This window comes from Streptomyces sp. NPDC045678 (assembly GCF_056432085.1).
In genome coordinates this window covers 344,902-369,185 of record NZ_JBWKJS010000008.1, presented here as the reverse complement: position 1 = coordinate 369,185, position 24,284 = coordinate 344,902, and the positions used below count along the sequence as shown (strand labels likewise).

Here is a 24,284-nt window from a genome sequence, read left to right as displayed (position 1 = left end):
GCAGGGCGCCTCGGTCGGGGCGCGGGTCGGCCTCCGCTCCCGCCGCAACCCGGCCGCCACCGTCGGAACACGGATTTGCCACCCGGCGTCCGCCCGGCATCGGCATGATGGCCCGATGCCCGACGAGACCCCCACACCTGCCACGCCCGCCACACCCCCCACGCCCACCACAAGCCCGACCCCCACCCCCACCCCACCCCTCACCCCCCTCTCCGGCCCCCGCCGAACCGACCCCCCGCACGCCGCCGCCGACGAACGCGCCTCGCTCACCGCCTTCCTCCAGTACCAGCGCGAGACCCTCGCGATGAAGTGCGCGGGGCTGACCGCCGAGCAGCTCAAGGAGCGGGCCGTACCGCCGTCGGACATGTCGCTGCTGGGGCTGGTCCGGCACCTGGCGGAGGTCGAGCGGTCCTGGTTCCGCAACGTGCTCAACGGCGAGGCGGCGAACGCCCACTGGCAGGGCCGGGTCCCGGGTGAGCCCGCCGACTTCGACGTGGCGGACGCGGACCCCGACGAGGCGTTCGAGACGTGGCACACGGAGTGCGCCCGCTCCCGCGGCGTCGTGGAGGCCCTGAACCGCGCGGGCTCCCTCGACTACACCGTCGACTTCCGCGGCGACACGTACTCGCTGCGCTACGTCCTCACGCACATGATCGAGGAGTACGCCCGCCACAACGGGCACGCCGACCTGCTCAGGGAGCGGATCGACGGAGTCACCGGGGAGTAGTCCCGGCAGGCCGCCCCCGTAGGCTGGCGGCCGGAGAACAGTCGGACCCGGGGGACGGAGAGGGTGCCAGCCATGGCCCGCTACACAGCACCGCAGACCATCGCGCGCGGAGGCTTCAGCATCAAGGTGCCGGAGACGTGGTGGGAGTTCGACGTGCGCCCCGAATCCCGCGACGCCGCCATCCGCCAGATGATCAACGACCGCGTCCGGGCCCGCCCGGAGCTCGCCCCGCACCGGGAGACGTTCGAGGCGTTCCTGCGCAAGGCGTCGAAGGACGCGTGGCAGTCCGGCGCGCTGTACTGCGGCTGCATGGCGGAGAGCTTCGGCGGCGATACGCCGGTGACGGGTTCGGTCACCGTCTCCCTGGTCGGCGCCCGCACCCCCGACGGCGACGTCCTGCCCACCGACCCGGACCGCATCGTCGCCCAGCTCGGCGTCCGCGAGGCCAAGCGCGAGGGGGACGCGTGGCGCAAGGTCGAGACGGTCGACATCCCGGGCGTCGGCCTCGCGGCCCGCACGTACGGCATCGAGGACATCTCCGTCCCCGGCGACGAACGCACCATCCGCGTCGTCCTCATGCAGACCTTCATCCCGGTCCCCGGCCAGGAGGGCAAGGTGGCCCTGGTCTCCGGCAGCAGCCAGCTCCTCGAACTCGCGGACTCGTTCTTCGACATCTTCGACGCGGTGACGTCCACGTTCCGCTTCGCGGAGTAGGAGCGTGGAAGGGGGGCGGCCCGGGGCACGGCCCGGGCACCGTCCGGGGTACGGCGCGAGGCACTGTCGCCTTGCGTGCCCCGGGCCGCCCGTTCACGTCGACCGAAGGTCAGCGGCGGTTCATCGCCCGCTTGATCTTCTTGCCCGCCGCCGACTCGTCCAGCGTCTTCCACAGCTTCGACGAGCTGAGCGACGTGTAGACGCCGGGGGCGCCCTGCGCGCCGCAGCCGTCACCGTAGGAGACGACGCCGATGAGGATCGGGGCCTCGCGGCCGGGGACCTTGCGGAAGATGGGGCCGCCGCTGTCACCCTGGCAGGAGTCCTTCGTCTCCACGCCCGCGCAGAAGTTGACCTTCGCGTCGTACTCCTTGTAGCTCGTCCTGCACTCCGCGTGGGACAGGATCGGCACCTTCACCTGACGCAGGCGGTCGGGCGTGTGCGTCAGGTCCGTGTCCGTGTTGCCCCAGCCCGCGACCGTCGCCTTCTGGCCCGGGCGGATCAGCGCGTCCGTGCCCTGCGTGGGGAGCGCCACGGGCGAGATGCCGCGGACCGGCTTCTCCAGCTTGAGGAAGGCGACGTCGTACGCCTCCTTGCCCTTGAGGTAGCGGGGGTGCACGACCACGCCGTCCTTGGCGATGTTGCGTATCTGGCCCTGCCTGGCGGACAGGACCGTGCGGCCCACCGCCACCTGCAGCGACTTCGGTTTGACCGGTTTGCCCGCGTCGTCGACCAGGCAGTGCGCCGCCGTCACCGCCGTGTCGGGGGTGACCAGGCTCGCGCCGCAGAACTGACGGTCGCGCGCGCCGCCCGGCCCCTTCTCCATGACCGCCGTCATGAACGGGTAGGCGTCGTTGGGCACTTCGGTGCCGCCGATGATCGCGTGCGCCGCGGGGGCCGAGGTGGCGACCATCGCCAGCGCCGCGCCGGTCGCGGCGATACCGGCGGCTACGGCGGACTTGCGCGTGGGGGTTTCCAGGCCGATTTCCCGGCGGGCTTTCAGACGGGCTTTCAGGGGGGTTCTCATGGGGGGGTACGTCTCTTTCGTGCGTCCGTGTGACGGGAATGACGAATCACTCGGCGCGCGAAAAGTCTGTACCAGAGAGCCGCGTCAACCGCTGCGAACTGCCGCGCATTTACTCAGTTGTTCAACCATCTCGTACCGCTTCCCTCGCGCCGAAAAGAGAGACGGAGAATGCGTGCGGCGGGTTCATTCCTTCTGTTCCTCGGATTCCTCCGCGTACAACTCGCGCAATTGCGGGGAGAGTTCCGGGACCTGCGCACCGGCCGCCTGTGCCGCCGCGAGAGCCCGTACGTACGCGAGTGCCTCCTCGCGCAACGCCCGTTTCTCGCTTCCCTGCCGACTGCCCGCCAGCCACGTCACGATCGCCGGCGGGATGAGCGCGCCCGCCAGGTAACCGGCAGGGGCGTGCTGCGTGTATCCCCACCCGATCCCGATGCCTCCCGCGATCAGCAGGATCCACCCCGCCTCGTCGTGCCAGCCGCCTTCGTCCGCCCTCGCCTCGTACTGGGATACAGCAGCTGTTTTCACCGGAATCGGGACATGGGTGCGGGCCGGGGTGCTCCCGGTGGGGGTGTTCCCGGGAGGGGTGTTCCCGGGAAGGGTGCTCCCAGCCGGGGCGCGTCCGGGCGGGGCGGTCCCCACTTCCCTGTACGAGGGGATCGGCGCCACCCCCTTCCCCGTCCCGCCGTCCGAACGGCCCACCAGCCAGTCCGGCACCTGCGTCACCGGTGCCCCGCACGCCACCGCCGCCCCGATCACCTCGCGGTACCCCGCCAGCAGCGGATGCAGCAACTCCCGCTTCCAGCGCCGCCACACGAGCACCCAGAGCCAGACCGTCAGCGCCGTCAAGAAGACCGCGGGGCCGAACCGGACCGCCGGAGGGCGTGCCGCCAGGGACGGGACCGCGGAGGCGGCGAGCGGCCAGCAGACCGCGGCGACGACCGCCAGCGCGCCCAGCCAGGCCGGCGCGCTGTTCCCCGCGCCGCGGACCGCCTTCCGGCGCTCCCGGAGGAGGGCCGCCGTCGCCGTGTCGTCCGTGTAGTCGAAGCCGCGCCGGGCTCCGATGTCCCGTGCGGCCGCCAGAAGTCCCGGATCGGCGGCCAGAGTTGCGTGGGTTATGGGGAGGAGTGACGGGTGTTCCGTGGGGGTGCCCATGGTGGCGTCGTGTCCCTTCGCGGGTGGGGAACCGGACCGCCCCTCCGGGGCGTCCCCCTCGAGGCTGACGGATCATGGCACAGGCGTCGGCGCGCGCCACAAAACCCACCCGTCGGCTCTCCCGGCGACACCGGAACCGGACCGCACGGATCGCGCGTGGATAACGATGACAGCTGTGAGGTTCGCGATCTTTAACGCGCCTTGAGGGGCTTATGTGCTGCTGATACGGTGCGATGACTTGACACCGGACCTGGGGCTGAATAGCCCGTCCGAGACCGGGCGAGAAACCCGCGAGTGTCGCAGATGACGATATTTGACCGAATCTTCTTGGGTGTGCGGGGAGCAGTTGCGTGAAGATCCAGGAGCGTACGGGGGCGGGCAACAACCGTTCTGCCGCACCGGCCCAGCCGGGGGTCGGTGAGCGCCTTCCCGCGCCGCCTCGCGAGCGCAAACCGGCACTTGCCGCTCTGGCCGTCCTCCTCATCCTCGTCGGCGCCCTCGGCGCCACGGTGCTCGTGCTGCGCGCGGGCGACCGGATCGAGGTCGTGAAGGTGACCAAGCCCATTCAGGCCGGTGAATCCGTCAAGGAGAACGTGAACATCACCGGCGTGATGGTCGCCAAGGACGACTCCATCAACTACATCCCGTACGAGCAGCGCGGCGCGCTCACCAAGCTCAAGGCCAAGAGCACCATCCCCGGCGGCGTCGTCGCCGTCGGCGAGATGTTCGGCGCCAAGGCCGAACTGCCCGCGGGGAAGGCCTCCGTCGGCCTCTCCCTGAAGGAGGGCCAGTACCCCTCCGACATCAAGAACGGTGACACCGTCGCCGTCTACCCCGTCGTCTCCGGCACCTCCACCGGCAAGGGCTCCAGCGGCGGCACCGGCTCCAGCGGCGGCACGCCCCTGGTCGCCGACGCCAAGGTGAACAACGTCGCGGACAAGAGCGACGCCACCGTGAGCACCGGCAACCTCAACATCACCCTCGTCGTCCCGCAGGAGGAGGCCGCGGCTCTGGCGAGCGCGGCGTCCGAGGGCAAGGCCGTCGTCGCCCGCGTCTCCGACGCCGACTAGAGGCGAGTACAAGAGACATGGCGCTCATCGCTCTCGCCGCCGACAAGGGTTCGCCCGGCGTCACCACCGCGGCCGTCGCGCTCGCCGCCGTCTGGCCGCGCCGCGTGCTGGTCGCGGAGACCGACCCCGCGGGCGGCGACCTGGTCTACCGCAGTGCCGCCGCGCACGGTGGGCCGCTCAACCCCAACACCGGCATGCTCTCCATCGCGGCCACCGCACGCCGCGGCCTCGTGCCCGACCAACTCTGGGACCACACGCAGCCCCTGAGCGGCGGCCTCGAAGTCCTCGTCGGCCTCGGCATCGCCGAGCAGGCCGCGGGTCTCGCGGGGCTCTGGCCCACCCTCGGCCGCGCCTTCTCGCAGCTCGCCGACTCCCCGAACGCGCCCGCCGACGTGATAGCGGACTGCGGCCGGATCAGCGGCGACGGACCGGCCGTCGAGCTGTTCCCGCACGCGGCGCTCGTGCTGCTCGTCTCGCGCACCGAGCCCGAGGCCATCGCGCGCGTCCGCGACCGCGCCGCGGCCCTCGCCACCAAGCTGCACGGCGGCCCGCGCGGTGCGGCGTCCCTGGCGCAGCCCCTCATCGGCGTACTCCTGATCGCCGACCCCTCGACCTCCGCGAAACTCGTCCACCAGGTCAACGACATGCTGATGGCCGCGCAGACCGGCGCGCGCGTCGTGGGCACCCTCGCCGACGACCCCGCGGGCTCCGACCAGCTGGCCGGGCGCCGCCGCGGCCGGCTCGACAAGTCGCTGCTCATCCGCTCCGCGCGCAAGGTGACCGTCGACCTGTACCAGCAGTACGGCGCCGCCTGGACCAACCCCGTCGCGCAGCAGCCCGGGACGGGCCGATGAGCGCACCCGTCGATCACCAGCTCGTCAAGCGGTTCCGGCAGGACGCCGGTGACCGCATCGCCGAGCAGCGCCGCCTCGACCAGGTCTCCGGCGTCACCCCGATGTCGGGCGAGGACGAGCGGCACTACGCCCGCGCCGTCATCGCGCAGATCCTCGAGGAGCACGCGCGCACGGAGATCAACGCCGGGCGCACCCCCCTCGACGCGGAGACCGAGGAGCAGTACGCGGCCGCCGTGCACGCCGCGCTCTTCGGCGTCGGACGGCTCCAGCCGCTGCTCGACGACCCCGAGGTCGAGAACATCGACATCAACGGCTGCGACCAGGTCTTCGTCGGATACGCCGACGGCCGCGAGGCCAAGGCCGACCCGGTCGCCGAGACCGACGAGGAGCTCGTCGAGCTCATCCAGGTCCTCGGCGCGTACTCCGGCCTGTCGTCCCGCCCCTTCGACTCCGCCAACCCGCAGCTCGACCTGCGCCTGCCCGACGGCTCGCGCCTCTCGGCGGTCATGGACGTCACACGCCGCCCGGCGCTGTCCATCCGCCGCGCCCGCATGGGCAAGGTCTTCATGTCGGACCTCGTCGGGAACGGCACCCTGACCCCCGAGATCGGCCACTTCCTCGCCTGCGCCGTCCGCGCCCGCAAGAACATCATGATCGCGGGCGCGACCAACGCGGGAAAGACGACGCTGCTGCGCGCCCTCGCCAACGAGATCCCGCCGCACGAGCGCCTCGTCACCGTCGAACGCGCTCTGGAGCTCGGCCTCGACCAGTTCGCCGACCTGCACCCCAACGTCGTCGCGTTCGAGGAGCGCCTGCCCAACTCCGAGGGCCAGGGCGAGATCTCGATGGCGGAACTGGTGCGCCGGTCCCTGCGCATGAACCCCTCCCGCGTCATCGTCGGTGAGGTCCTCGGCGACGAGATCGTGACCATGCTCAACGCGATGTCGCAGGGCAACGACGGCTCGCTCTCCACGATCCACGCCAACAGCTCCAGCGAGGTCTTCAACCGCATCTCGACGTACGCGCTGCAGGCCTCCGAACGGCTCCCCATCGAAGCGAGCCAGATGCTCGTCGCGGGCGCCGTCAACTTCGTCGTCTTCATCCAGCGGCGCAACAACTACCAGTCCGGCGGCAAGCTCCAGCGCATGGTGACCTCCGTCCGCGAGGTCAACGGCGTCGACGGCCGCGTCCTGTCCAGCGAGGTCTTCGCGGAGGCCCCCGACGGGCGGGTCGTCGCCCACGCGCCGATCGCCTGCATGGACGAGCTGGCCGCGTTCGGCTACCGCCCCGCCGGGCAATGGGGGTGAGCACGACATGAAGCACGACATGAACTCACTGGCCGCTCTCGACGGTCTCGGCTCCATGGGCGGCGTCTTCTCGCTGCCCGTCCTGTACGCACTGGGCTGCGGCGTCGCCGCGGGCGGCGGCCTCGCGCTGCTCGCCGTCGCGATCCGCGGCCTGCCCGCCAAGCCCGAGCACGAGAAGCACCGGGCGAGCGAGCGCGCGGGCGAACTGGTCCGCTTCGTGGGCCGGCGCGGCTCCGCCGCCATCGGCGTGGGCCTGGTCGTGCTGCTCCTCACCCGCTGGGCCGTCGCGGGCATCGCGGCCGGCATCCTCGTCTTCTTCTGGGACAAGCTGTTCGGCGGCGCCGCCGAGGAGCGCGCGCAGATGAAGCGGGTCGAGGCACTCGCCGCCTGGACGGAGTCGCTGCGCGACACCATCGCGGGCGCGGTCGGCCTGGAACAGGCGATCCCCGCGTCCGCGCGGGCCGCAGCCCCGGTGCTCCGCCCCCACCTGGACGCGCTCGTGGACCGCCTCCGCGCGCGCACCCCGCTCCCCGAGGCCCTCCAGATACTGGCCGACGAGATCGACGACGCCTCGGCCGACATCATCGTCGCCGCCCTGATCCTCAACGCCAAGCTGCGCGGCCCCGGCCTGCGCCAGGTCCTCGGCGCGCTCGCCAAGTCGGCGCGCGAGGAGGTCGACATGCGCCAGCGCGTCATGGCGCAGCGCGCCTCGACCCGCCGCTCGGTGCAGATCGTGGTCGCCGTCTCCATCGCCTTCGTGCTCGGCCTCTCCATCTTCAACCGCGAGTTCGTCGAGCCGTACGGCACGCCCGTCGGCCAGCTCGTCCTCGCCATGGTGTGCGCCCTGTTCGCGCTCGGCTTCTGGTGGCTGCGGAAGCTGTCGACGGTGGAGACCCCGGACCGCTTCCTGGTCAAGGACGAGCCGGGCGTCCAGTTCGTACGCCCCCGGGGGCCCGGCGGCGCACCCGTGCCCGGCGGCCCCGAGCAGGCACCGCAGTTCGGCCGCCCCGGCGCCGCCCCGCAGACCCTGCCGGGCTACACCAACCCGTCCGAGGGGGTACGACGATGAGCCTGACCATGCCGGTAGTGATCGGCGCGATCCTCGGCCTCGGCGTCTTCGTCCTCATCCGCGCCCTGATGCCGTCGAAGCGCAGCGCGGTCGCGACCGTCGCGCGCATCGACGCGATGCGGGCGCGCGGCGCGGCCTACGAGTCGCAGCGGGCCACCACGGACACCGAGAAGCCCGGCCGGCTCGGCACGATGCGCGGCCGCGTGGGCCAGCGGGTCGCCGAGTTCTACCTCCAGCAGGGCTGGGAACAGCGCTCGCTCCGCGCGGACCTGGCGGTCCTCGACCGCAGCTGGGAGAAGTTCCTGGCGACGAAGGTGCTGCTCGCCGCGGCCGGCGTGTTCTTCGGCCCGTTCCTCTTCGCCGTGATCTACACGCTCGGCGTCGGCCGCAGCCCGATCATCCCGGTGTGGCTGGCGCTGATGTTCGGCGCGCTCTTCTTCTTCCTGCCGGACCTGGAAGTACGCAGGGACGCGGCGGACAAGCGGCGCGACCTGCGCCGCGTCATCGGCGCCTATCTGGACCTGGTGTCGATGAGCCTCGCGGGCGGCCGCGGTCTCCCCGAGGCGCTCATGGCGGCGGCGGAGGTCTCCGACGGATGGGCGACGCAACGCATCCGGAGCGCTCTGGCCGACGCCCGCATCACCGGCGTCAGCCAGTGGCAGGCCCTCGGCTCGCTCGGCGAGGAACTCGGCGTCGAAGAGCTGAAGGACCTGTCGGCGTCCCTGGCGCTGGTGGCGGACGACGGCGCGAAGGTGCGCGAGTCCCTCGCCTCCCGCGCCGAGACGATGCGACACCGCGAACTGGCCGAGATCGAGGGCAGTGCGGGCGAGAAATCCCAGTCGATGCTGGTCGCGCAGCTGCTTCTGTGCGCGGGCTTCCTGGTCTTCCTCATCTTCCCGGCGGCGATGCGCGTGTTCCAGGTCTGACGCGCGTGTGCCAGGACCAGGTGGCGCCGGCGACAACGGGGGCCGGCGCTTCTTCCCCCCACCCACTCTGAGAGGACTACTCATCATGAACGGACGGAACTTCAGTCACCCGGCTGTCGACTTCCTCGTGGCCTTCCTCAAGGGCCGCGTGGAGCGCGCCCGCTCCGGCGAGCTCGACCGCGGCGCGTCCGCGGTCGAGTGGGTCATCATCTCGGCGGTCGTCGTGGCGATCGTCGGCGTGGTCGCCGCGGTCATCAACGCGGCGCTGAAGGGCGGCGCGGACAAGGTCAGCGACTGCATCAAGGGCGCGGACGCGGGCAGCACCTGCTGACCGGCCGTTCACGGCATCGCATCGTGGGAGACGACGGGGTTCGAGTGCAGAGATCGCGGGGACTGCGTGGATTCGTGCGCCGCAGGGTGGAGGCCGCCTCCGCCCGCGGTGAATCCGGCATGACCGCGATCGAGTTCGTGCTGCTCACCCCGGTGCTGTTCTTCATGATCTTCGCGACGGTGCAGTTCGCCCTGTACTTCTTCGCGGACCACGTCGCCCAGGCGGCGGCGCAGGCGGGCGCGCGCACGGCCCGTGCCACGGCCGACGAGAACGCGGGCGGCTGGCGGGGCGAGGCACGTGACGTGGCCGACGCGTACATCCGCCAGCTCGGACCGAAGCTCGTGCTCGGCCCGGACGTGAAGACGATCCAGCCGGAGCAGAACACGGTCGGCGTGGAGATCACGGCACGGGTCCCCACGGTCTTCCCGGGCCTCGACCTGGACGTGCACGCGCGGTCGGCGGGCCCCGTCGAGCGGTTCGTGGAGGACAACGGCTGATGCGGAACACAGGCCTTCGCCTGCGCGACGACCGGGGACTCTCCACGGTCGAAGTGGTGATCCTGGCCCCGGTGATGATCCTCCTGATCCTGGTCCTGGTGGCCTTCGGCCAGCTCGTCGACGGCCGGGGAGCCATCGACGGCGCCGCACGCGACGCCGCACGCGCGGGCTCCATCCAGAAGGAACACGGCACGGCGCTCGCGGAAGCGCGCAAGGCGGCACGGGCCGACCTGGCGGACGTCTGCTCGGGCCCGGTCGAGGTCGTCCAGAAGAGCGAGGGGTTCGACGAGGACGTCGACCCGTTCTTCACCGTCGAGGTCAGCTGCGAGGTCAGGGGACTCGCCATGCTGGGCCTGGACATCCCGACGACGCTGGAGGCCACCTTCAGCTCCCCGCTGGACCCGTACCGGAGGCAGGCGTGACGCGCCGCACCGCCGTACGCGACTGGATCGCGTCCCGCCGCACCCGCCTCGACGACCGTGGCTCGGGCGCCGGCGCGGTCATCATCTTCGCGATCGTCTTCCTCGCGCTCGCGGCGTTCGTCATCGACGGCGGCCTGTCCATCTCCAAGCGGGAACGCGCCGCGGACATCGCGGAACAGGCGGCGCGCTACGCGGCACAGGACCTGGACCTCGAAGGCATCTACGAGGGCGTCAAGGGCGCCCCCATCAACTTCGAGAACTGCGACGCGCGGGTGGCGGCGTACGTGGCGGAGGCTGGCCTCAAGGGCGCGGACGTGGCCAACACGCACTGCGTGACGGCGAACCCGCAGCAGGTCGAGGTCGAGGTCCAGATGACGTACAGCCCGGTGTTCACCGGGATGTTCTACGGCGGCGACGTGACGGTGAAGGGGCGGGCCGTGGCGGAGAACGAGGTGGGCTGAGGCGCGGGATCCCCCTCACGCCTTCTTGTCGCCGCCGCCCTTTCCGCCCTTTCCGTCCTTTCCACCCTTCCCCTCTTGCTCCTTGACCGCGTCGTTGATCTTCTTGGTCAGGTCGTCCTCAAGCTTCTTGAACTCGCGGACCACCGCGTCGGACAGATCGGCGAGCTGGTCCAGCTGCTGGCCGATGTCCTCGCGACCGTCCTCCCAGTTGGACTCGAAGTCGTCCAGCGAGTCGTAGACGCCGCCGTCACCGATGTCGTCCTTGTAGGACTCGAATGTCTTCTTCGTGCGGTTCATACGGGTCTTGATGGAGCGCAGCCTGCTGCCGTAGTCCTCGAGATCGGTGAGCGGAATCGAGAGGTCGCTCTTGCCCTTGGCGCCCATGGTTGTTGTCCCCTCCCTCAGGTGCCCGAACAGCTTAGGTGCCGGCCGGTTTCCGGGTCGTAGTAGCGGGAGCCGTTGTAGTGCAGGCCCGATTCCGGGTCGAAGTACTGGCCGGGGGAACGCAGGGGGGTGTACGCCGTGCTGTTCGCCGGCCATGCGGTCGTTCCCCAGAGCGTGCTGCGGGTCCGCCATGTGACGGTGCCGCGGTCGTCGACGAGTTCCGTGGGTGTGCCGGTCAGATCGGTGACGAGCGTGAAGGAGCGGGAGTCGACCGTGTGGATGCGCTCCGTCTGGGCGAGGGGGTGGTCGCCCTCGTGGTCCCAGGTCAGAGTCACCGGGTGCGGTAGGTTCCGGGCCGTCGTGGTCTGTTCGCAGAGCGTCGTGCCGTCCCAGGTGAAGTCGGTCCGCTCGTCCACCGTCTCGCCGTCGGGCCCGAGCCGCTGCTTCGATACGCGTCGGCCGAGCGGGTCGTACGTGTAGCGCCAGCGTGTCCCGTCCGGAGTGATCACCGACGTGAGCCGGTCTTCCGCGTCCCACGTGTACCGCCAGTACAGCCCGGCCTTCCTTCGTAGGACGACGCGGCCGAGCGCGTCGTGTTCGTAGCGAGTGCTTCCTGCGCGCGTGAGGAGTGTTCCCGCGTACTCCCGCGGGCCCGTGGACTCGTGGCCGGGGTGGCTGTCCGGCCAGGTGGCGTGCGTCTGGTTGCCCGCGAGGTCGTAGGCGTACGTCTCCGTCCAGTTGTGGGCGTACACGGCCGTCACCCGGCCCGCCGGGTCGAGTTCGAAGTGGCGTCCTCCGGAGAGATGGTCGTCGAGGGCGGTGAGGGCTCCGTCGGCGCGGTAGGTGTAGGCGCGGTGCTGGACCGGGCTGCCGTCCGGTGCCGTCACCGTCTGGGCGGTGAGGCGGCCGACTTCGTCGTAGGCGCACTCCAGGGTCACCCGAGCGCCGGCGCCGGGTCCGGGGGAGGCCGTGGTGGTGATCCGCCTGCCCACCGCGTCCCGCTCGAAGTCCACGGTCCTGCCGCCGGGGGCGGTGAGCCGCGTCCGGTTGCCCGCCGCGTCGTACGTCCAGCTGCTGGTCGCCCCCGTGGGAGTCGTGCGTCCCGTACGTCGGCCCGCCGCGTCGTACGCGTACGTGAGGGGCCCGCGGCCGTCGACCGTCTCGGAGAGCAGGCGCCCGGAACCGTCCCGCTCCAGAGTGAGCCGGCAGTCGGGACCGGCGGCTTCGACCAAGTTGCCGCACCGGTCGTACGCGAAGGTGGTGACCGCCTCGGCGGACTCCTTGCGGACGAGCCGGTCCAGCGCGTCGTAGGCGAACGAGAGCACATCGCCGACCGCGTTCGTGCGGGTCACGACGCGGCCCGCGGCGTCGTACGCGTAGGACAGGGTGCGGCCGTCGAAGTCCGTCTCCGCGATCAGACGGCCCGCGGCGTCGTGCTCGTACGTCCAGGACAGCCCCTGCGGGTTGTCGACCCGGGTGAGGCGCAGGGACGCGTCGTAGTCGAAGTGGTGGCGGGCCCCGTCCGTGCCGACGCGGGCGGCGAGCAGGTCGAAGTGGGTGTACTCGGACGACGAGACCTGGCCCAGCTGATCGGTGTGGCCGATGCGGTTTCCCTCGCCGTCGTACGTCCAGGACTCCACCGCGCCGTCCGGAGCGGCGCGCCGGACGAGCCGGCCCTCCGTCGACCACGCGAGTCGGGTGGTGTGCCCCAGCGGGTCGGTGAGGGCCGTGGGCCGTCCCAGGGCGTCCCTCTCCCAGACCGTGACGGCGCCCAGCGGGTCCGTGACCTTGAGGGGCAGGCCCGCGCCGTCGCACCGCACGGTGGTCGTGCCGCCGGCCCCGTCGGTGACCGAGAGGGGGTGCCCCGCGGGCGTGTAGGCGTGGTGGACGGTCACGCCGGACGGATCGGTGACCGACGTGCAGTTGCCGCGCTCGTCGTACGTGTACCGCCAGTTGGTGCCGTCGGGCAGGTCGACGACCGTCTTCAGGTTCAGGTCGTTGTAGGCGACGCGGACGACGGCGCCGTCGGGCCGGGTCACCTCGGTGGGCCGGCCCAGTTCGTTGTTGACGTAGGCCGTGGTGCGCCCGAGCGGGTCGGTCGTGGCGGCGACGTGGTGCAGCGCGTCGTACGTGGTCGTGACCGTGGCGCCGAGCGGGTCGGTCTCGGCGACGACCAGGCAGTGCTCGTCGACGGCGAAGCGGGAGGTGGCGCCCGCGGCCGTGGTGACCTCGGTGACGCGGCAGCCGGGCCGGGCGGGGTCGGGCACGTCGTAGGCGAAGGTGTGGGCCATGTGCCCGGCCATGCCCCGCTGGGCGACGCAGCGGTCCCGGTCGTCGTACGCGTACGTGCGACGGCTGTTGTTCGTGTCCTCCCGCACCGTGAGGCGCAGCCGCTCGTCGTACGTGAACCGCGTCGGCAGACCGGAGGAGTTGGTGACGGCGGTGAGGTTGCCGTCCGTGTAGCCGTACCGCTTGACGACGAGGTCGTCGCCGCTGCCGTCCGCGGCCCCGCCCGCCACGCTGAGCATGGTGACGCGGCCGTCCTCGACGGTCAGCGTCACGTAGTAGCCGCCGCTGTGGAGGATCGCCCGCGGGGTGCCCGCCGCGTCGTAGTCGAAGTCGACGGTGTTGCGGTTGCGGTCCGAGATCATGGTCAGCAGGGCCACGCCATCGTCCTCGCGGGGCGCGGCGAAGCGGCGGGCGATGCCGGTGACCGGGTCGGTCACGCGGTAGCCGCCGTCGGCGAGGCGCTTGAGGGGCCGACGGGGGCCGGACTCGGGAAGTACGAGTTCCGCGGGCGCCGCCGCGGGTGTGGGCGGTGCGTCCGCGGCGTCCCGCCCCGCGGGGTGCGGGTACGTGAGGAGCATGCCGTCCTCCGTCACGAACACGATCCCGTCCTCGTCGACTTCGAGGCGCTGGTCGATCGTGGAGGTCCACGTCGGCCCGAACCAGCCGCCGCACCGGTATCCCGAGGCGGCCCGCCGGGTGAAGTCCAGCGGCAGCGTGCCGGGCAGCGAGAGGTCCGTCTCCTCCAGGAACATCTGGCCTGTGGCGACGTCGACCGAGTCGCCGCGGCTCTTGACCTTGCTCTTGACGCGGTCGTACGCGCCTCGCTCCCCGTCCTCGACGGCGGTACGGGCCGACTTGAACCCCTTGAGCCCGTCCTTCAAACCCTGAGCCCCTTTCCGAGTCTGGCCAGGTCGGCCTGATCCTTCGCGTGCCCAGTATCGGCTCATGGCCGACGTGGGCCGCGGATCCGTACCGGAACTGTGACGGGGACCCCCGATCCGTACAACCGCGAGCTCAGCGCGGTCCGCGGGCCGCACACCCGCCCCACGTGGGAAACGGGCCTATCGGGTGCGGCGGGAGGAAGCGGGCCGACGGCCCGGCGCCCGGGACCGTCCGGGCCTGTCTGACGTCCGACCCCTTCCGTAACATCACCTCAGTAGGCTCATCCGACCCCTCTGACCATCCACTCCTCCCCACAGGACACCAGGACACCTGCCATGGCGCGCATCCCTTCACGCTCGACGAGCCCGCCGAACCCGCAGTCTCCGCGGAACCGGACGCCGCAGCCGTTGCCGCGGCGCCGGCGCACCGCCGGAGACTTCGTCAAGGCATTCCTCGCGTTCGTAGCGCTTGCCGTGCTCCTCGTGGGCGTGCCCGGAGCCCTCGTCGTCTTCGTGGGGTGGCCGCTGCCGGGCGGTACGCCCTCGCTGAGCTGGCTGCAGCAGGAGATCACCGTCAGTACGTTCATCAACGTACTGACCGTCGTCGTCTGGTTCGCCTGGGCGCAGTTCGCCGCCTGTGTGCTCGTCGAGATAAAGGCCGCCCTCTCCGGAGTCGGCATTCCGGGCCGGGTACCGGGTGCCGGCGGCAGTCAGATGCTCGCGCGGCAGCTCGTCGCCGCCGTGCTGCTCGTGGGTGCCACCGCGGCCAGTTTCGCGCCGGGGCTCTCGCAGTTCGGGCAGTCCCTGGAGGGCAACCAGAAGCCGGCGTCCGCCGCGAGCGCCCAGCAGACCCCCGGTCTCTTCGGGCAGGAGCAGCAGGCCGCGGCGAGCGCCGCCGACGCGCTGGCCGCGCAGGCCGACCAGGCCGCCGCCCACGCCGGCGGGGGCGGCCGCACCGCCAAGGACGGGGACACGAAGTACTACCGGATCCAGCCTCCCGAGGGGCGCCACCACGACTCCCTGTGGGAGGTCGCGGAGCGGCACCTCGGTGACGGCCGCCGGTACAAGGAGATCTACCAGCTCAACAAGGACCGTGAGCAGCCCGACGGTTCGAAGCTCTCCGAGGCGAGCCTCATCCGGCCCGGCTGGATCATGGAGATGCCCGCGGACGCGCACGGCGGCGAGCTCGTCGAGATGCCCGACGAGGCGCCCAAGGTCTCCGAGGACGTCAAGGAGCAGATCTCCGACTACTCCAGGACGGGCGACCAGCGGCAGGGCGGCGGCGCCCAGGAGGGCGGCCAGGAGCAGGGCGGTGGCCGGGAGCAGGGCGGCGGCAGCTCCGTCGACCACGACACCGCCCACATCGTCCTCCCGGAACAGCGCCCCGCCGCGCCGGAGAAGCCCGCCATGCCGCAGGCCCCGGCCACCCCGGAGACGCCCGCCGCCGAGGCTCCCTCCGCCACCACCGGCAGCGACTCCGAAGGCTTCGACTTCGGGCTGCCCGAGGCGCTCCTCGGCGCGCCCCTCCTCGCCGCGGGTCTGCTCGGCGCCCTCGGCCGCCGTCGCCGCCACGCCCTGTGGCAGTCGGCCATGGGTGCCGTCGGCGGGCGCGGCGGCATGCAGCCGCCGACGCCGACCGGCACCGCGGCCGACGTGCAGGACGCGCTGCTCGTGGGCGCCGACCCCGAGGGCGTACGCCTCCTCGACCGGTCACTGCGCGGCCTCGCCGCCTCGCTCGCCGAGGAGAACCGCCCCCTGCCGACCGTGTACGCGGCCTGGCTGACAAACGGCGACCTGCACCTCCAGCTCGCCACGCCCGCAGGCCGCCCGCCCGCGCCCTGGCAGCTGGGCCAGGACCAGACGTTCTGGGTGCTGTCGCGCGCCGACGCCGAGCGGTACGAGGACGTGGACACGGCCGCGCCCTACCCCGGCCTCGTCTGCCTGGGCACCCTGGACGACTCGCGGCTGCTCCTCAACCTGGAGGCCGTGCCCGGCATCGTGTCGCTGAGCGGCGGCGCCGCCGACCGTGCCGCCGTCTTCGCGTCGGTCGCCGCCGAACTCGCCACCAACGGCTGGTCGGACCGGATGACCATCACCGTCGTCGGCTTCGGCCAGGACCTCACCCCGCTCGCGCCGAACCGCCTGCGTCACCTCGACGACGTCGAGGCGCTCATCGAGACCATGGAGGCCGAGACGCGGCAGCGGCGCGGCGCGCTCGGCGCCGCCGGGCACGACTCCGTGCTCACCGGCCGCACCGGCCCCGCCCAGCACACGCGCTGGGCCCCGCACCTGGTGCTGCTCGCCGCCGAGCCGAGCGCCGAGGACGCGGTCAAGCTCGCCGAACTCGCCGCGGACGCGAGCCGCCTGGGCATCGGCTACCTCGTCGGCGCGGAGTCCGGGGACCTGCCCGGCGCCGCCTGGGAGATGGAGATCACCCGCGACGGCAAGCTGCTCGCGCCGCTGCTCGGGCTCGAACTGGCCGCGCAGTCGCTGCCCGAGGCCCAGCAGCGCGCCGTCGTCCAGCTGTTCACGGACGCCGACCCGGAGGGCTCCGGCAGCCCCACGGGCCCCGGCGACGGCCCCACGGGCGCCGCGCCGCCGTTCCTCGTCGACGTCACCGAGCAGGGACGCCCCGCGGTCTACGCCCGCCTCGTCGGCACGTACGAGATCATCGGCCTCGGGACCCCGGACGGCGAGCGCAGCCCGCTGATGCACGAGGCCCTTGCCCTGCTGCTCCTGCACCGCGAGGGAGTGCACCCCCGGGTGCTCGCCTCCGCGCTGTGGCCGCGCGGCGTCACCGACGACGTGCGGGACGCGCTCGTCGACCGGTTGCGCGACTGGCTCGGCACCGAGCCCGACGGCTCGCCCCGGCTGCGCGCCGACCGCACGGGCCGGCTCACGCTCGCCAAGTCCGTCGTCTCCGACCTGGACGTGCTGCGGTCGCTCTACCACGAGGCGACGCAGGGGCGCGGCGCCGGCAACCGTGCCGTGCGCGGCCGGATGCTCACCGACGCGCTGGTCCTGGTGCGCGGTCCGCTGCTCGCCGACCGGCCGCAGGGGCGGTACGGCTGGCTCACGCACGAGATCATCGACGCCCAGCTCCCGCTGCTCGTCGCCGACATCGGGCTCGCGCTCTCCGAGTTCCACCTGGAGAAGGGCCGCGCGGAGAAGGCGATCGAGGCGCTCAACGCGGCGCTGGGCTCGGCGCCCGGCGACGAGCGGCTCTGGAACGAGCTGCTCCGTGCCACGCACGCCACGGAGGACCCGGCCCGCCTCCAGCAGGTCGCCGCGGACCTCATGGCCCGCAGCGGGGCGCGCGGGCTGCCGCCGCGCACGGAAGCGCTGCTGGACGAGCTGCTGCCGACGTGGCGCAGCGGCGTCACGGCGGCGGGCTGAGAGTCGTAGCTCTTGTTCCTGATCCTCGTTCTCGGCGGCGCCCTCTGGGGCGCCTTCGCCGGGCTCTTCGTCCCGCGGGCCGCCTACCGGCTGTCCGTGCCGCCCGACGAGGCGTGGCGTGCCGCGTGCCCCGAGGGGCACCCCCTCACCTCGTGGCTCGGGCTCGCCCGCTGCCGGGAGGACGGAGGCTGCCGGGAGGACGGAGGCTACGGCCCCCGAACCTCCGCCACGATCATCACCACCGCCCTGGTCTGCGCCGCGCTGGCCGCGACCACGGGCACCCGCCCCGAGCTGGCCGTCTGGCTCCTGCTCGCCCCTGTGGGTGTGCTCCTCGCCCTGGTCGACTTCACCGTGCACCGCCTGCCGGACGTCCTGACGCTCCCGCTGGCGGGCGCGTCCCTCGCGCTGCTCGGGGCGGTCACGCTCGTCCCGGAGCAGGCAGGCTCGTGGGAAGCGGCCCTCTACGGAGCACTCGCGCTGGCGGGCGCGTACTTCCTCCTCTTCCTCATCAACCCCAACGGCATGGGGTTCGGCGACGTGAAGCTGGCCCTCGGCCTGGGCGCCGTGCTCGGCTGGTACGGCTGGGGCGTCCTCCTGATCGGCACCTTCGCGGGCTTCCTGCTGGCCTCGCTGTACGGAGCGGCCCTGGTCGTCGCCCGCCGCGCGAGCCGCAAGACGGCGATCCCCTTCGGCCCGTTCCTGATCGGCGGGGCCTTCGTGGGCCTGCTGCTGGGGGGCTACACCGCCTGACGTCGGGCGTTCCCCACCCCTGGCGTACGCTGGCCTGGTCCGTCCACAACCCTTACGAACCTTGCGAAAGGGACGCCCCGGTGACCGAGAAGGCCGACCTCCAGTCCGTGCTCGACCGCGCCGCCGCAGGTGGGCGGATCACCCCGGAAGAGGCGCTCGCCCTCTACCGCGACGCCCCGCTGCACGCCCTGGGCGCCGCCGCCGACGCCGTGCGCCGCCGTCGCTACGCCGGTACGGAGCACATCGCGACGTACATCATCGAGCGCAACATCAACTACACGAACGTCTGCGTGACGGCCTGCAAGTTCTGCGCCTTCTACGCCGCTCCGAAGGACACCAAGAAGGGCTGGAGCCGCGACCTCGACGACATCCTGCGCCGCTGCGCGGAGACCGTCGAGCTGGGCGGCACCCAGATCATGTTCCAGGGCGGCCACCACCCGGACTACGGCGTCGAGTACTACGAGAAGCACTTCTCCGCGATCAAGGAGAACTTCCCGCAGCTGGTCATCCACTCCCTCGGCGCGTCCGAGGTCGAGCACATGGCCCGCATCTCGAAGGTCTCCGTGGAGGAGGCCATCCAGCGCATCAACGCGGCGGGCCTCGACTCCTTCGCGGGCGCGGGCGCCGAGCTGCTCCCGGCCCGCCCCCGAAAGGCCATCGCCCCCCTCAAGGAGTCCGGCGAGCGCTGGCTGGAGATCATGGAGATCTCCCACAACCTGGGCGTGGAGTCCACGTCCACGATGCTCATGGGCACGGGCGAGACGAACGCCGAGCGCATCGAGCACCTCCGGATGATCCGCGACGTGCAGGACCGGACGGGTGGCTTCCGCGCCTTCATCCCGTACACGTACCAGCCCGAGAACAACCACCTCAAGGGCCGCACCCAGGCGACGATCTTCGAGTACATCCGCATGATCGCGATCGCCCGGATCTTCCTCGACAACGTCGCGCACATCCAGGGCTCCTGGCTGACGACGGGCAAGGAGGCGGGCCAGCTCACCCTCCACTACGGAGCGGATGACCTCGGTTCGGTCATGCTGGAGGAGAACGTCGTCTCGTCGGCGGGCGCCAAGCACCGCTCGAACCTCCGCGAGATGATCGACATGATCCGCACGGCGGAGCGTGTGCCCGCGCAGCGCGCCACCACCTACGAGCACCTCGTCGTGCACGACGACCCGGCGAACGACCCGGTCGACGACCGCGTCGCCTCGCACATCTCCTCCACGGCGATCGAGGGCGGCACGGCCCACCCGGAGCTCAAGCTCCTCGCCTCCAACTGAGCACGGCGAGACCTGCCTTGCTGACCCTGCACGTCGCCGAGCACTCCCCGGAGACGGCGGTCCTGGTCTCCGGCGCGAGCGTCGCGGCGGTCGGTCCGTACGACGACCTGGCCGCGGCGCACCCGTCGGCCCGGGTCCGCCGCTGGCCCGGCATCCTCACCCCCGGCCTCCTGAACCCGTACGCCCCCGAACTCCTCGAGGCGACGTACCACCCCGACCCGCGCGAGTCCGACACGCTCGGCGTCGACCCCATCGGCGGCGAACGCGCCCGCGCGATCTTCGCAGCGGACCCCTCCCGCCGCGGCGGGAGCGCCCGCCGCGGCGTCCAGCGCCTCCTGGCGCACGGCACGGTGGCGGTGGCCGGCGACCTCCGCGCCCGCCCCGCCGTCGACGCGGTCCGCAGAGCATCCCTGTCCCAGGGCCAACGCCCCCCGACCCTCCCGGGCCCCCCATCCCTCTCCCCAACCCCCCTGATCCTCCTCCCACCCCTGACCACCGCCTCCCCGGCCCGCTTCGCGGTCTTCGACGTACGAGACCGCCGAGACCTGGTGAGACACGGCGCAAGCACGTGCGTGGCAACGGTGGTGGAGGGCCGCTTGGTGTACAGGTCACGCTGATGGGCCGACGGGCCGGGCCTCCAGGCTTCCAGCGAGTGCGGGCCCCTTGGTTGGCTGCCGGGGAGGTTGCTTCTAGGCGCCGGGGAGCGGGCGCTTTCAGGGGCGCGGGGAACTGCGCGAGCAACCACGACGGTCCCGCACCCGCGAACGCGCCGCGTGGGGCAGATGCGAGGGCGCGTCTTTATGGGGCGCGGGGGAACGGCTGTCTTGGCGCGGGGGAGCGGGTGTCTTCAGGGGCGCGGGGAACTGCGCGAGCAACCACGACGGTCCCGCACCCGCGCACGCGCCGCGTGGGGCAGATGCGAGGGCGCGTCTTTATGGGGCGCGGGGGAACGGCTGTCTTGGCGCGGGGGAGCGGCTGTCTTCAGGGGCGCGGGGAACTGCGCGAGCAACCACAACGAACCCGCACCCGCGAACGCGCCGCGTGGGGCAGATGCGAGGGCGCGTCTTATGGGGCGCGGGGGAACGGCTCTTGGCGCGGGGGAACGGGTGTCTTCAGGGGCGCGGGGAACTGCGCGAGCAACCACGACGGTCCCGCACCCGCGAACCCGCCCCGCACGAGGCACACGCGACCGCGAGAAAGCCCGCCGCAGGCGAGAGAGCCCGCCGCAGGCGAAAGAGGCCGCCGCCAAGGAAGAAGACCGGCCTGACACAATGGGCCGGGTGACCCGAGCCACCCTGGACAAGCAGCCGCACGAAGTCGCCACCATGTTCGACGACGTCGCAGAACGCTACGACCTCACCAACGACGTCCTCTCCCTCGGCCAGGCCCGCCTCTGGCGCAAGGAAGTCGCGAAGGCGGTCGACGCCCGCCCCGCCCAGAAGGTCCTCGACCTCGCCGCCGGCACGGCCACCTCATCCCAGCCCTTCGCCCGGTCCGGCGCCTACGTCGTCCCCTGCGACTTCTCCCTCGGCATGCTGCGCGTCGGCAAGCAGCGCCACCCCTGGATGCCGTTCACCGCGGGCGACGGCACGAAGCTGCCGTTCAAGGACGACACCTTCGACGCCGTCACGATCTCCTTCGGCCTGCGCAACATCCAGGACACGAGCGCCGCGCTCCGCGAGATGTACCGCGTGACGAAGCCCGGCGGCCGGGTCGTGATCTGCGAGTTCTCGCACGCGACGTGGGCCCCGTTCCGCACGGTCTACGAGGAGTACCTGATGCGCGCGCTGCCCCCGGTCGCCCGCGCGGTCTCCTCGAACCCGGACGCGTACGTCTATCTCGCGGAGTCGATCCGCTCCTGGCCGGACCAGCCGGCGCTGGCCGCGCTGCTGCAGGACGCGGGCTGGTCGAAGGTGGCCTGGCGGAACCTGACGGGCGGCGTCGTGGCGCTGCACCGCGGCTTCAAGCAGAGCTGATTCGTAACGCTCCAGTTGAGACTCGGATGCTGCGGACCCGAGGGAACCGGCCAACGGGCAAGATGTGTCCGTTGATACGACCCTGCCGTTTACTTATGCGGCGCTTATGGGCCGGTCCGCATCCCTGCCGAACTCCAGCGTCCCCGGAGCGTCTTGATGGCGTCGTACTGTCCACACTGCGGGGTACCCACCCCCGATGAGGCCCGCTTCTGCATGAAGTGCGGCCGCGAACGCCTCCCGGCGCCACAGGCGGAGGACCCACCACGGGCGGAGGACCCACCCCAGGCGGAGGAGAGACCAAAGCAGGCGGAGAAGCCCCCACACCCAGAGCAAACCCCGCCCACCCCCCAAACCCAAACCCCACCTCCCCCCACCCAGGCCCCCGCTCCCACCGCCACCACCCCTACCCCCACAGCCCCCTCCCCCCTCACCGCCTTCCTCACCCGCACCTTCCGCGGCGACTGGACCGGCTCCGTACAGGCCGCGCTCTGGCCCGTGGTCCTGCTGCTGGCCGGTGCCGCCGCGCTCGCGACCCCGGCGTACGGCCAGGGCGACGACGCCGTCTTCGGCTTCACGGACCGGCTCCGCATCGCCCTCGCGCTCCTGCTCCAATCGGTCGGCGGAGGCTTCGAGTTCACGGGCCGCGAGGAGGGGCCGGACTTCGGCTCGGGGTCCGGAAGCGACGGCCTCGGCCTGGACACAGGCACAGACATGGGCACGGACATGGGTACGGGCCTGGGCTCGGGCCCGGGTTCGGACTCCACGGCGACGACCCTGGAGGGCACCGCCTCCCTGCACTTGGTCCCGCTCACCATGACCGCACTGTGGATCGTGGCGCTCTACATCGGCGTACGCGTGCTCCGCACCCGCATCCTCACCCGGGCCGCGGCCCGGAACGGCACGGCCACGGCCACGGCCCCCACCGCCCCCACCGCCGGGCTGGAAGCCGCCGTGCGCGTCGCGCTGCTGGTGACCGTCGGCGTGCTCGCACTCGCTCTCTTCGCGCAGCCCGAGATCGAAGGCGTGGAACTGTCGTCGTCGCCGGTGCTCGCCGCCCTGGGCGCACTCCTGCTCGGACTCGCCGTATCCAGCGCGGTGTTGCTCCGCGTGGACACGTCGGTCTGGGCGAGGGTGACCTCACGGCCGGGAGCACAGTCCCTCATTCGGGCGACGGGCACGGCACTGCGGGCACTGGTCGTCGTACTCGTCCTCTGCTCGGTCGTCGCCTTCATCAGCCTCGCCCAGGTGGACGACCTGTCCGAGCTCACGGACCTCGACGACTCCGGCATCTCACCGCTCCTGGTCGCGCTGCTGATCCTGCCGAACCTCGCGGTGACGGCACTCGGCGTCGGCTGGGGCGCGGGCGCGGAGGCCTCGGTGCGCGGCAGCAGCTCGATGTACGGGAGCAGGCGCGAGAGCGGATCGTTCGGGCTCTCCGAACTCGGTGATGTCACCAACGACTGGGCGGTCGTGGGTGCGTTGGCACTCGGCCTCGTCTGCGCGCTGGCGATCGGCGTGCTCGCCGCGCGGCGCTGCGCGGGCCGCGGTGAACAGCTCCTCGCCGCGGGCGTCTTCTTCGGATTCGTCCTGCTGCTCGCCGGATTCAGCGGAATCGGCGTCGAGGTCTCCGGGCAGGCGTTCGGCAGCGGTTCGGGATTCGGCGGGTCGAGCAGCGGTGGCGGCGGCGGCGTGGAGACGGGCCTGAGCGTCCCGGAGATGCTGCTGTTCGGCCTGCTGTGGATTCTCCCCGCGGCACTCCTGGGCCCGTACCTCCTCCAGATGACGGGCCGACAGACCGCACACCCCTCCCCTCCCAGCCCTCCCGCGTACGCCCCAAGCCCCGCAGCACCCCAGACGCCTACCGCCCTGACGCCCCCGGCCCTGACGCCCCCGGCCCTCACGCCCTCGGCTCCGACGCCACCGGCACCGACGGCTCCCACCCAAACGGCCGCCACCTACACCCCCCAGCCCGCCTACCCGGGCCTCCACCCCCTCCCCACCAGGCCCCACAACCGAGCCACCGTCTGGGTGATCACCATCGTCGTGGCCCTTGTCGTCGGAGGCGGTGCGACCGCAGGCGTGCTGCTCTGGCGGGACACGGGGGACGACAAGGCGGGCACCGCGGACAACGCGGGCAAGGACAACAGGCCCGCGGTCAGCCGTTCCGAAGAGCCGACCAACACCCCGACCAGCGACCCGACAGAGGGCCCGAGCGGCGCCCCGTCCGGCGACCCGACCCCGGCCGCCTCACCCAACCCGGCCCCTGAAGGCACCGAACGCGTCACGGACCCCGAAGGCTTCTCTTTCGCCGTGCCCGAGGGGTGGTCCCGCCGGCCCGTCAACCCCGAGCGACCCGGACAGATCACCTATGCCGGGTCGACGGGACGTGAGGAGTTCCTCGTCGGCGTCGTCGCCGATGCCCCCTACACCTCGTACGAGAATTTCAGGAACATCGAGAGGCACACCAAGACCGCGCCGGACAAGTCGGACTACAACCGCGTCCGGATGGAGGAGAACACCTTCCAGGGGCGCGACGGAGCGATCTGGGAGTACACGTACACCGACAAGGGTGGCCGCACGATCCACGCCCTCAACCAGAGCTACGTCGCGGAGAACGGCACGGAGTACGCGATCCAGCTCTCGTGGCGCGAGGACTTCTGGCCGACGGGTGAGGGCGCGAAGACACACACGGCCGCACTGGACACATGGCGCCTCACGGACTGACGTGAGCGCCGGCTCCAGTAGTCGACGCCCATGTCAGTAGACCTACTGGA

General features: G+C 72.0%; 21 protein-coding genes and 1 pseudogene. 18 read left to right on the top strand and 4 right to left on the bottom strand.

Annotation, left to right across the window (positions count from 1 at the left end):
* The first annotated feature begins 115 nt into the window (after positions 1-115).
* Positions 116-727 (top strand): DinB family protein, encoded by a 612-nt coding sequence (locus AC07DO_RS28310; RefSeq protein WP_479063527.1) that lies wholly within the window; start codon positions 116-118, stop codon positions 725-727.
* Positions 728-799: 72 nt separating this feature from the next.
* The gene (locus tag AC07DO_RS28305; protein ID WP_479063526.1) at positions 800-1,441 is read left to right on the top strand and encodes a hypothetical protein; all 642 of its coding nucleotides are present in this window, start codon (positions 800-802) and stop codon (positions 1,439-1,441) included.
* A gap of 109 nt (positions 1,442-1,550) precedes the next feature.
* On the opposite strand, the gene AC07DO_RS28300 is transcribed toward AC07DO_RS28305, so the two are convergent.
* Together AC07DO_RS28300 and AC07DO_RS28295 are read right to left on the bottom strand one after the other, a co-directional pair.
* A complete protein-coding gene (locus AC07DO_RS28300; RefSeq protein WP_479063525.1) occupies positions 1,551-2,465 on the bottom strand; it encodes a S1 family peptidase in 915 nt (304 codons plus the stop codon).
* A gap of 183 nt (positions 2,466-2,648) precedes the next feature.
* Positions 2,649-3,617, bottom strand: a complete 969-nt coding sequence (locus tag AC07DO_RS28295; RefSeq protein ID WP_479063524.1) for a hypothetical protein — start codon at positions 3,615-3,617, stop codon at positions 2,649-2,651.
* Positions 3,618-3,967: 350 nt separating this feature from the next.
* On the opposite strand from AC07DO_RS28295, the gene AC07DO_RS28290 reads away from it, so the two are divergent.
* The 9 genes from AC07DO_RS28290 (at position 3,968) to AC07DO_RS28250 (ending at position 10,554) form a co-directional block, all read left to right on the top strand.
* Positions 3,968-4,687: a hypothetical protein gene (locus tag AC07DO_RS28290; protein WP_479063523.1), complete on the top strand. Its 720-nt coding sequence runs from the start codon at positions 3,968-3,970 to the stop codon at positions 4,685-4,687.
* 17 nt (positions 4,688-4,704) lie between these two features.
* Positions 4,705-5,541: a hypothetical protein gene (locus AC07DO_RS28285; RefSeq protein ID WP_479063522.1), complete on the top strand. Its 837-nt coding sequence runs from the start codon at positions 4,705-4,707 to the stop codon at positions 5,539-5,541.
* Positions 5,538-6,848, top strand: coding sequence for a CpaF family protein (locus AC07DO_RS28280; protein ID WP_479063521.1), 1,311 nt, complete (start codon positions 5,538-5,540; stop codon positions 6,846-6,848). The genes AC07DO_RS28285 and AC07DO_RS28280 overlap by 4 nt, the downstream gene beginning before the upstream one ends.
* A 7-nt stretch (positions 6,849-6,855) precedes the next feature.
* Positions 6,856-7,917, top strand: a complete 1,062-nt coding sequence (locus tag AC07DO_RS28275; RefSeq protein ID WP_479063520.1) for a type II secretion system F family protein — start codon at positions 6,856-6,858, stop codon at positions 7,915-7,917.
* Positions 7,914-8,843, top strand: coding sequence for a type II secretion system F family protein (locus AC07DO_RS28270; RefSeq protein WP_479063519.1), 930 nt, complete (start codon positions 7,914-7,916; stop codon positions 8,841-8,843). The genes AC07DO_RS28275 and AC07DO_RS28270 overlap by 4 nt, the downstream gene beginning before the upstream one ends.
* Positions 8,844-8,928: 85 nt before the next feature.
* Positions 8,929-9,174, top strand: a complete 246-nt coding sequence (locus AC07DO_RS28265) for a hypothetical protein (RefSeq protein ID WP_150185664.1) — start codon at positions 8,929-8,931, stop codon at positions 9,172-9,174.
* Between the two features lie 119 nt (positions 9,175-9,293).
* Positions 9,294-9,671, top strand: a complete 378-nt coding sequence (locus AC07DO_RS28260; RefSeq protein WP_479063518.1) for a TadE family protein — start codon at positions 9,294-9,296, stop codon at positions 9,669-9,671.
* The gene (locus AC07DO_RS28255; protein ID WP_479063517.1) at positions 9,671-10,093 is read left to right on the top strand and encodes a TadE/TadG family type IV pilus assembly protein; all 423 of its coding nucleotides are present in this window, start codon (positions 9,671-9,673) and stop codon (positions 10,091-10,093) included. The genes AC07DO_RS28260 and AC07DO_RS28255 overlap by 1 nt, the downstream gene beginning before the upstream one ends.
* Entirely contained in the window at positions 10,090-10,554 is a 465-nt protein-coding gene (locus AC07DO_RS28250) for a TadE/TadG family type IV pilus assembly protein (RefSeq protein ID WP_479063516.1), read from the top strand. Before AC07DO_RS28255 ends, AC07DO_RS28250 begins: the two co-directional genes overlap by 4 nt.
* 15 nt (positions 10,555-10,569) lie before the next feature.
* On the opposite strand, the gene AC07DO_RS28245 is transcribed toward AC07DO_RS28250, so the two are convergent.
* On the bottom strand, positions 10,570-10,938 hold the full coding sequence (locus tag AC07DO_RS28245) for a hypothetical protein (protein ID WP_479063515.1): 369 nt from the start codon (positions 10,936-10,938) through the stop codon (positions 10,570-10,572).
* Between the two features lie 17 nt (positions 10,939-10,955).
* Positions 10,956-14,108 (bottom strand): DUF6531 domain-containing protein, encoded by a 3,153-nt coding sequence (locus AC07DO_RS28240; RefSeq protein ID WP_479063514.1) that lies wholly within the window; start codon positions 14,106-14,108, stop codon positions 10,956-10,958.
* A gap of 336 nt (positions 14,109-14,444) precedes the next feature.
* On the opposite strand from AC07DO_RS28240, the gene AC07DO_RS28235 reads away from it, so the two are divergent.
* The 7 genes and pseudogenes from AC07DO_RS28235 (at position 14,445) to AC07DO_RS28205 (ending at position 24,234) form a co-directional block, all read left to right on the top strand.
* Positions 14,445-17,504 carry a BTAD domain-containing putative transcriptional regulator gene (locus tag AC07DO_RS28235; protein ID WP_479063513.1) on the top strand — a complete coding sequence of 1,020 codons (3,060 nt, stop codon included), beginning with the start codon at positions 14,445-14,447 and terminating at the stop codon, positions 17,502-17,504.
* Between the two features lie 12 nt (positions 17,505-17,516).
* Positions 17,517-18,254, top strand: coding sequence for a prepilin peptidase (locus AC07DO_RS28230; RefSeq protein ID WP_479063512.1), 738 nt, complete (start codon positions 17,517-17,519; stop codon positions 18,252-18,254).
* An 80-nt stretch (positions 18,255-18,334) separates the two neighbouring features.
* Positions 18,335-19,534 (top strand): cyclic dehypoxanthinyl futalosine synthase, encoded by a 1,200-nt coding sequence (gene mqnC, locus AC07DO_RS28225; protein ID WP_150170923.1) that lies wholly within the window; start codon positions 18,335-18,337, stop codon positions 19,532-19,534.
* A 17-nt stretch (positions 19,535-19,551) separates the two neighbouring features.
* Positions 19,552-20,151 carry an imidazolonepropionase-like domain-containing protein gene (locus AC07DO_RS28220; protein ID WP_479063511.1) on the top strand — a complete coding sequence of 200 codons (600 nt, stop codon included), beginning with the start codon at positions 19,552-19,554 and terminating at the stop codon, positions 20,149-20,151.
* A gap of 663 nt (positions 20,152-20,814) precedes the next feature.
* Entirely contained in the window at positions 20,815-21,510 is a 696-nt protein-coding gene (locus AC07DO_RS28215) for a demethylmenaquinone methyltransferase (protein WP_479063510.1), read from the top strand.
* 156 nt (positions 21,511-21,666) lie between these two features.
* Positions 21,667-21,735, top strand: a pseudogene (locus tag AC07DO_RS28210) (zinc-ribbon domain-containing protein); the annotation flags it as partial.
* Between the two features lie 270 nt (positions 21,736-22,005).
* On the top strand, positions 22,006-24,234 hold the full coding sequence (locus tag AC07DO_RS28205; protein ID WP_479063661.1) for a PT domain-containing protein: 2,229 nt from the start codon (positions 22,006-22,008) through the stop codon (positions 24,232-24,234).
* Positions 24,235-24,284: the final 50 nt, after the last annotated feature.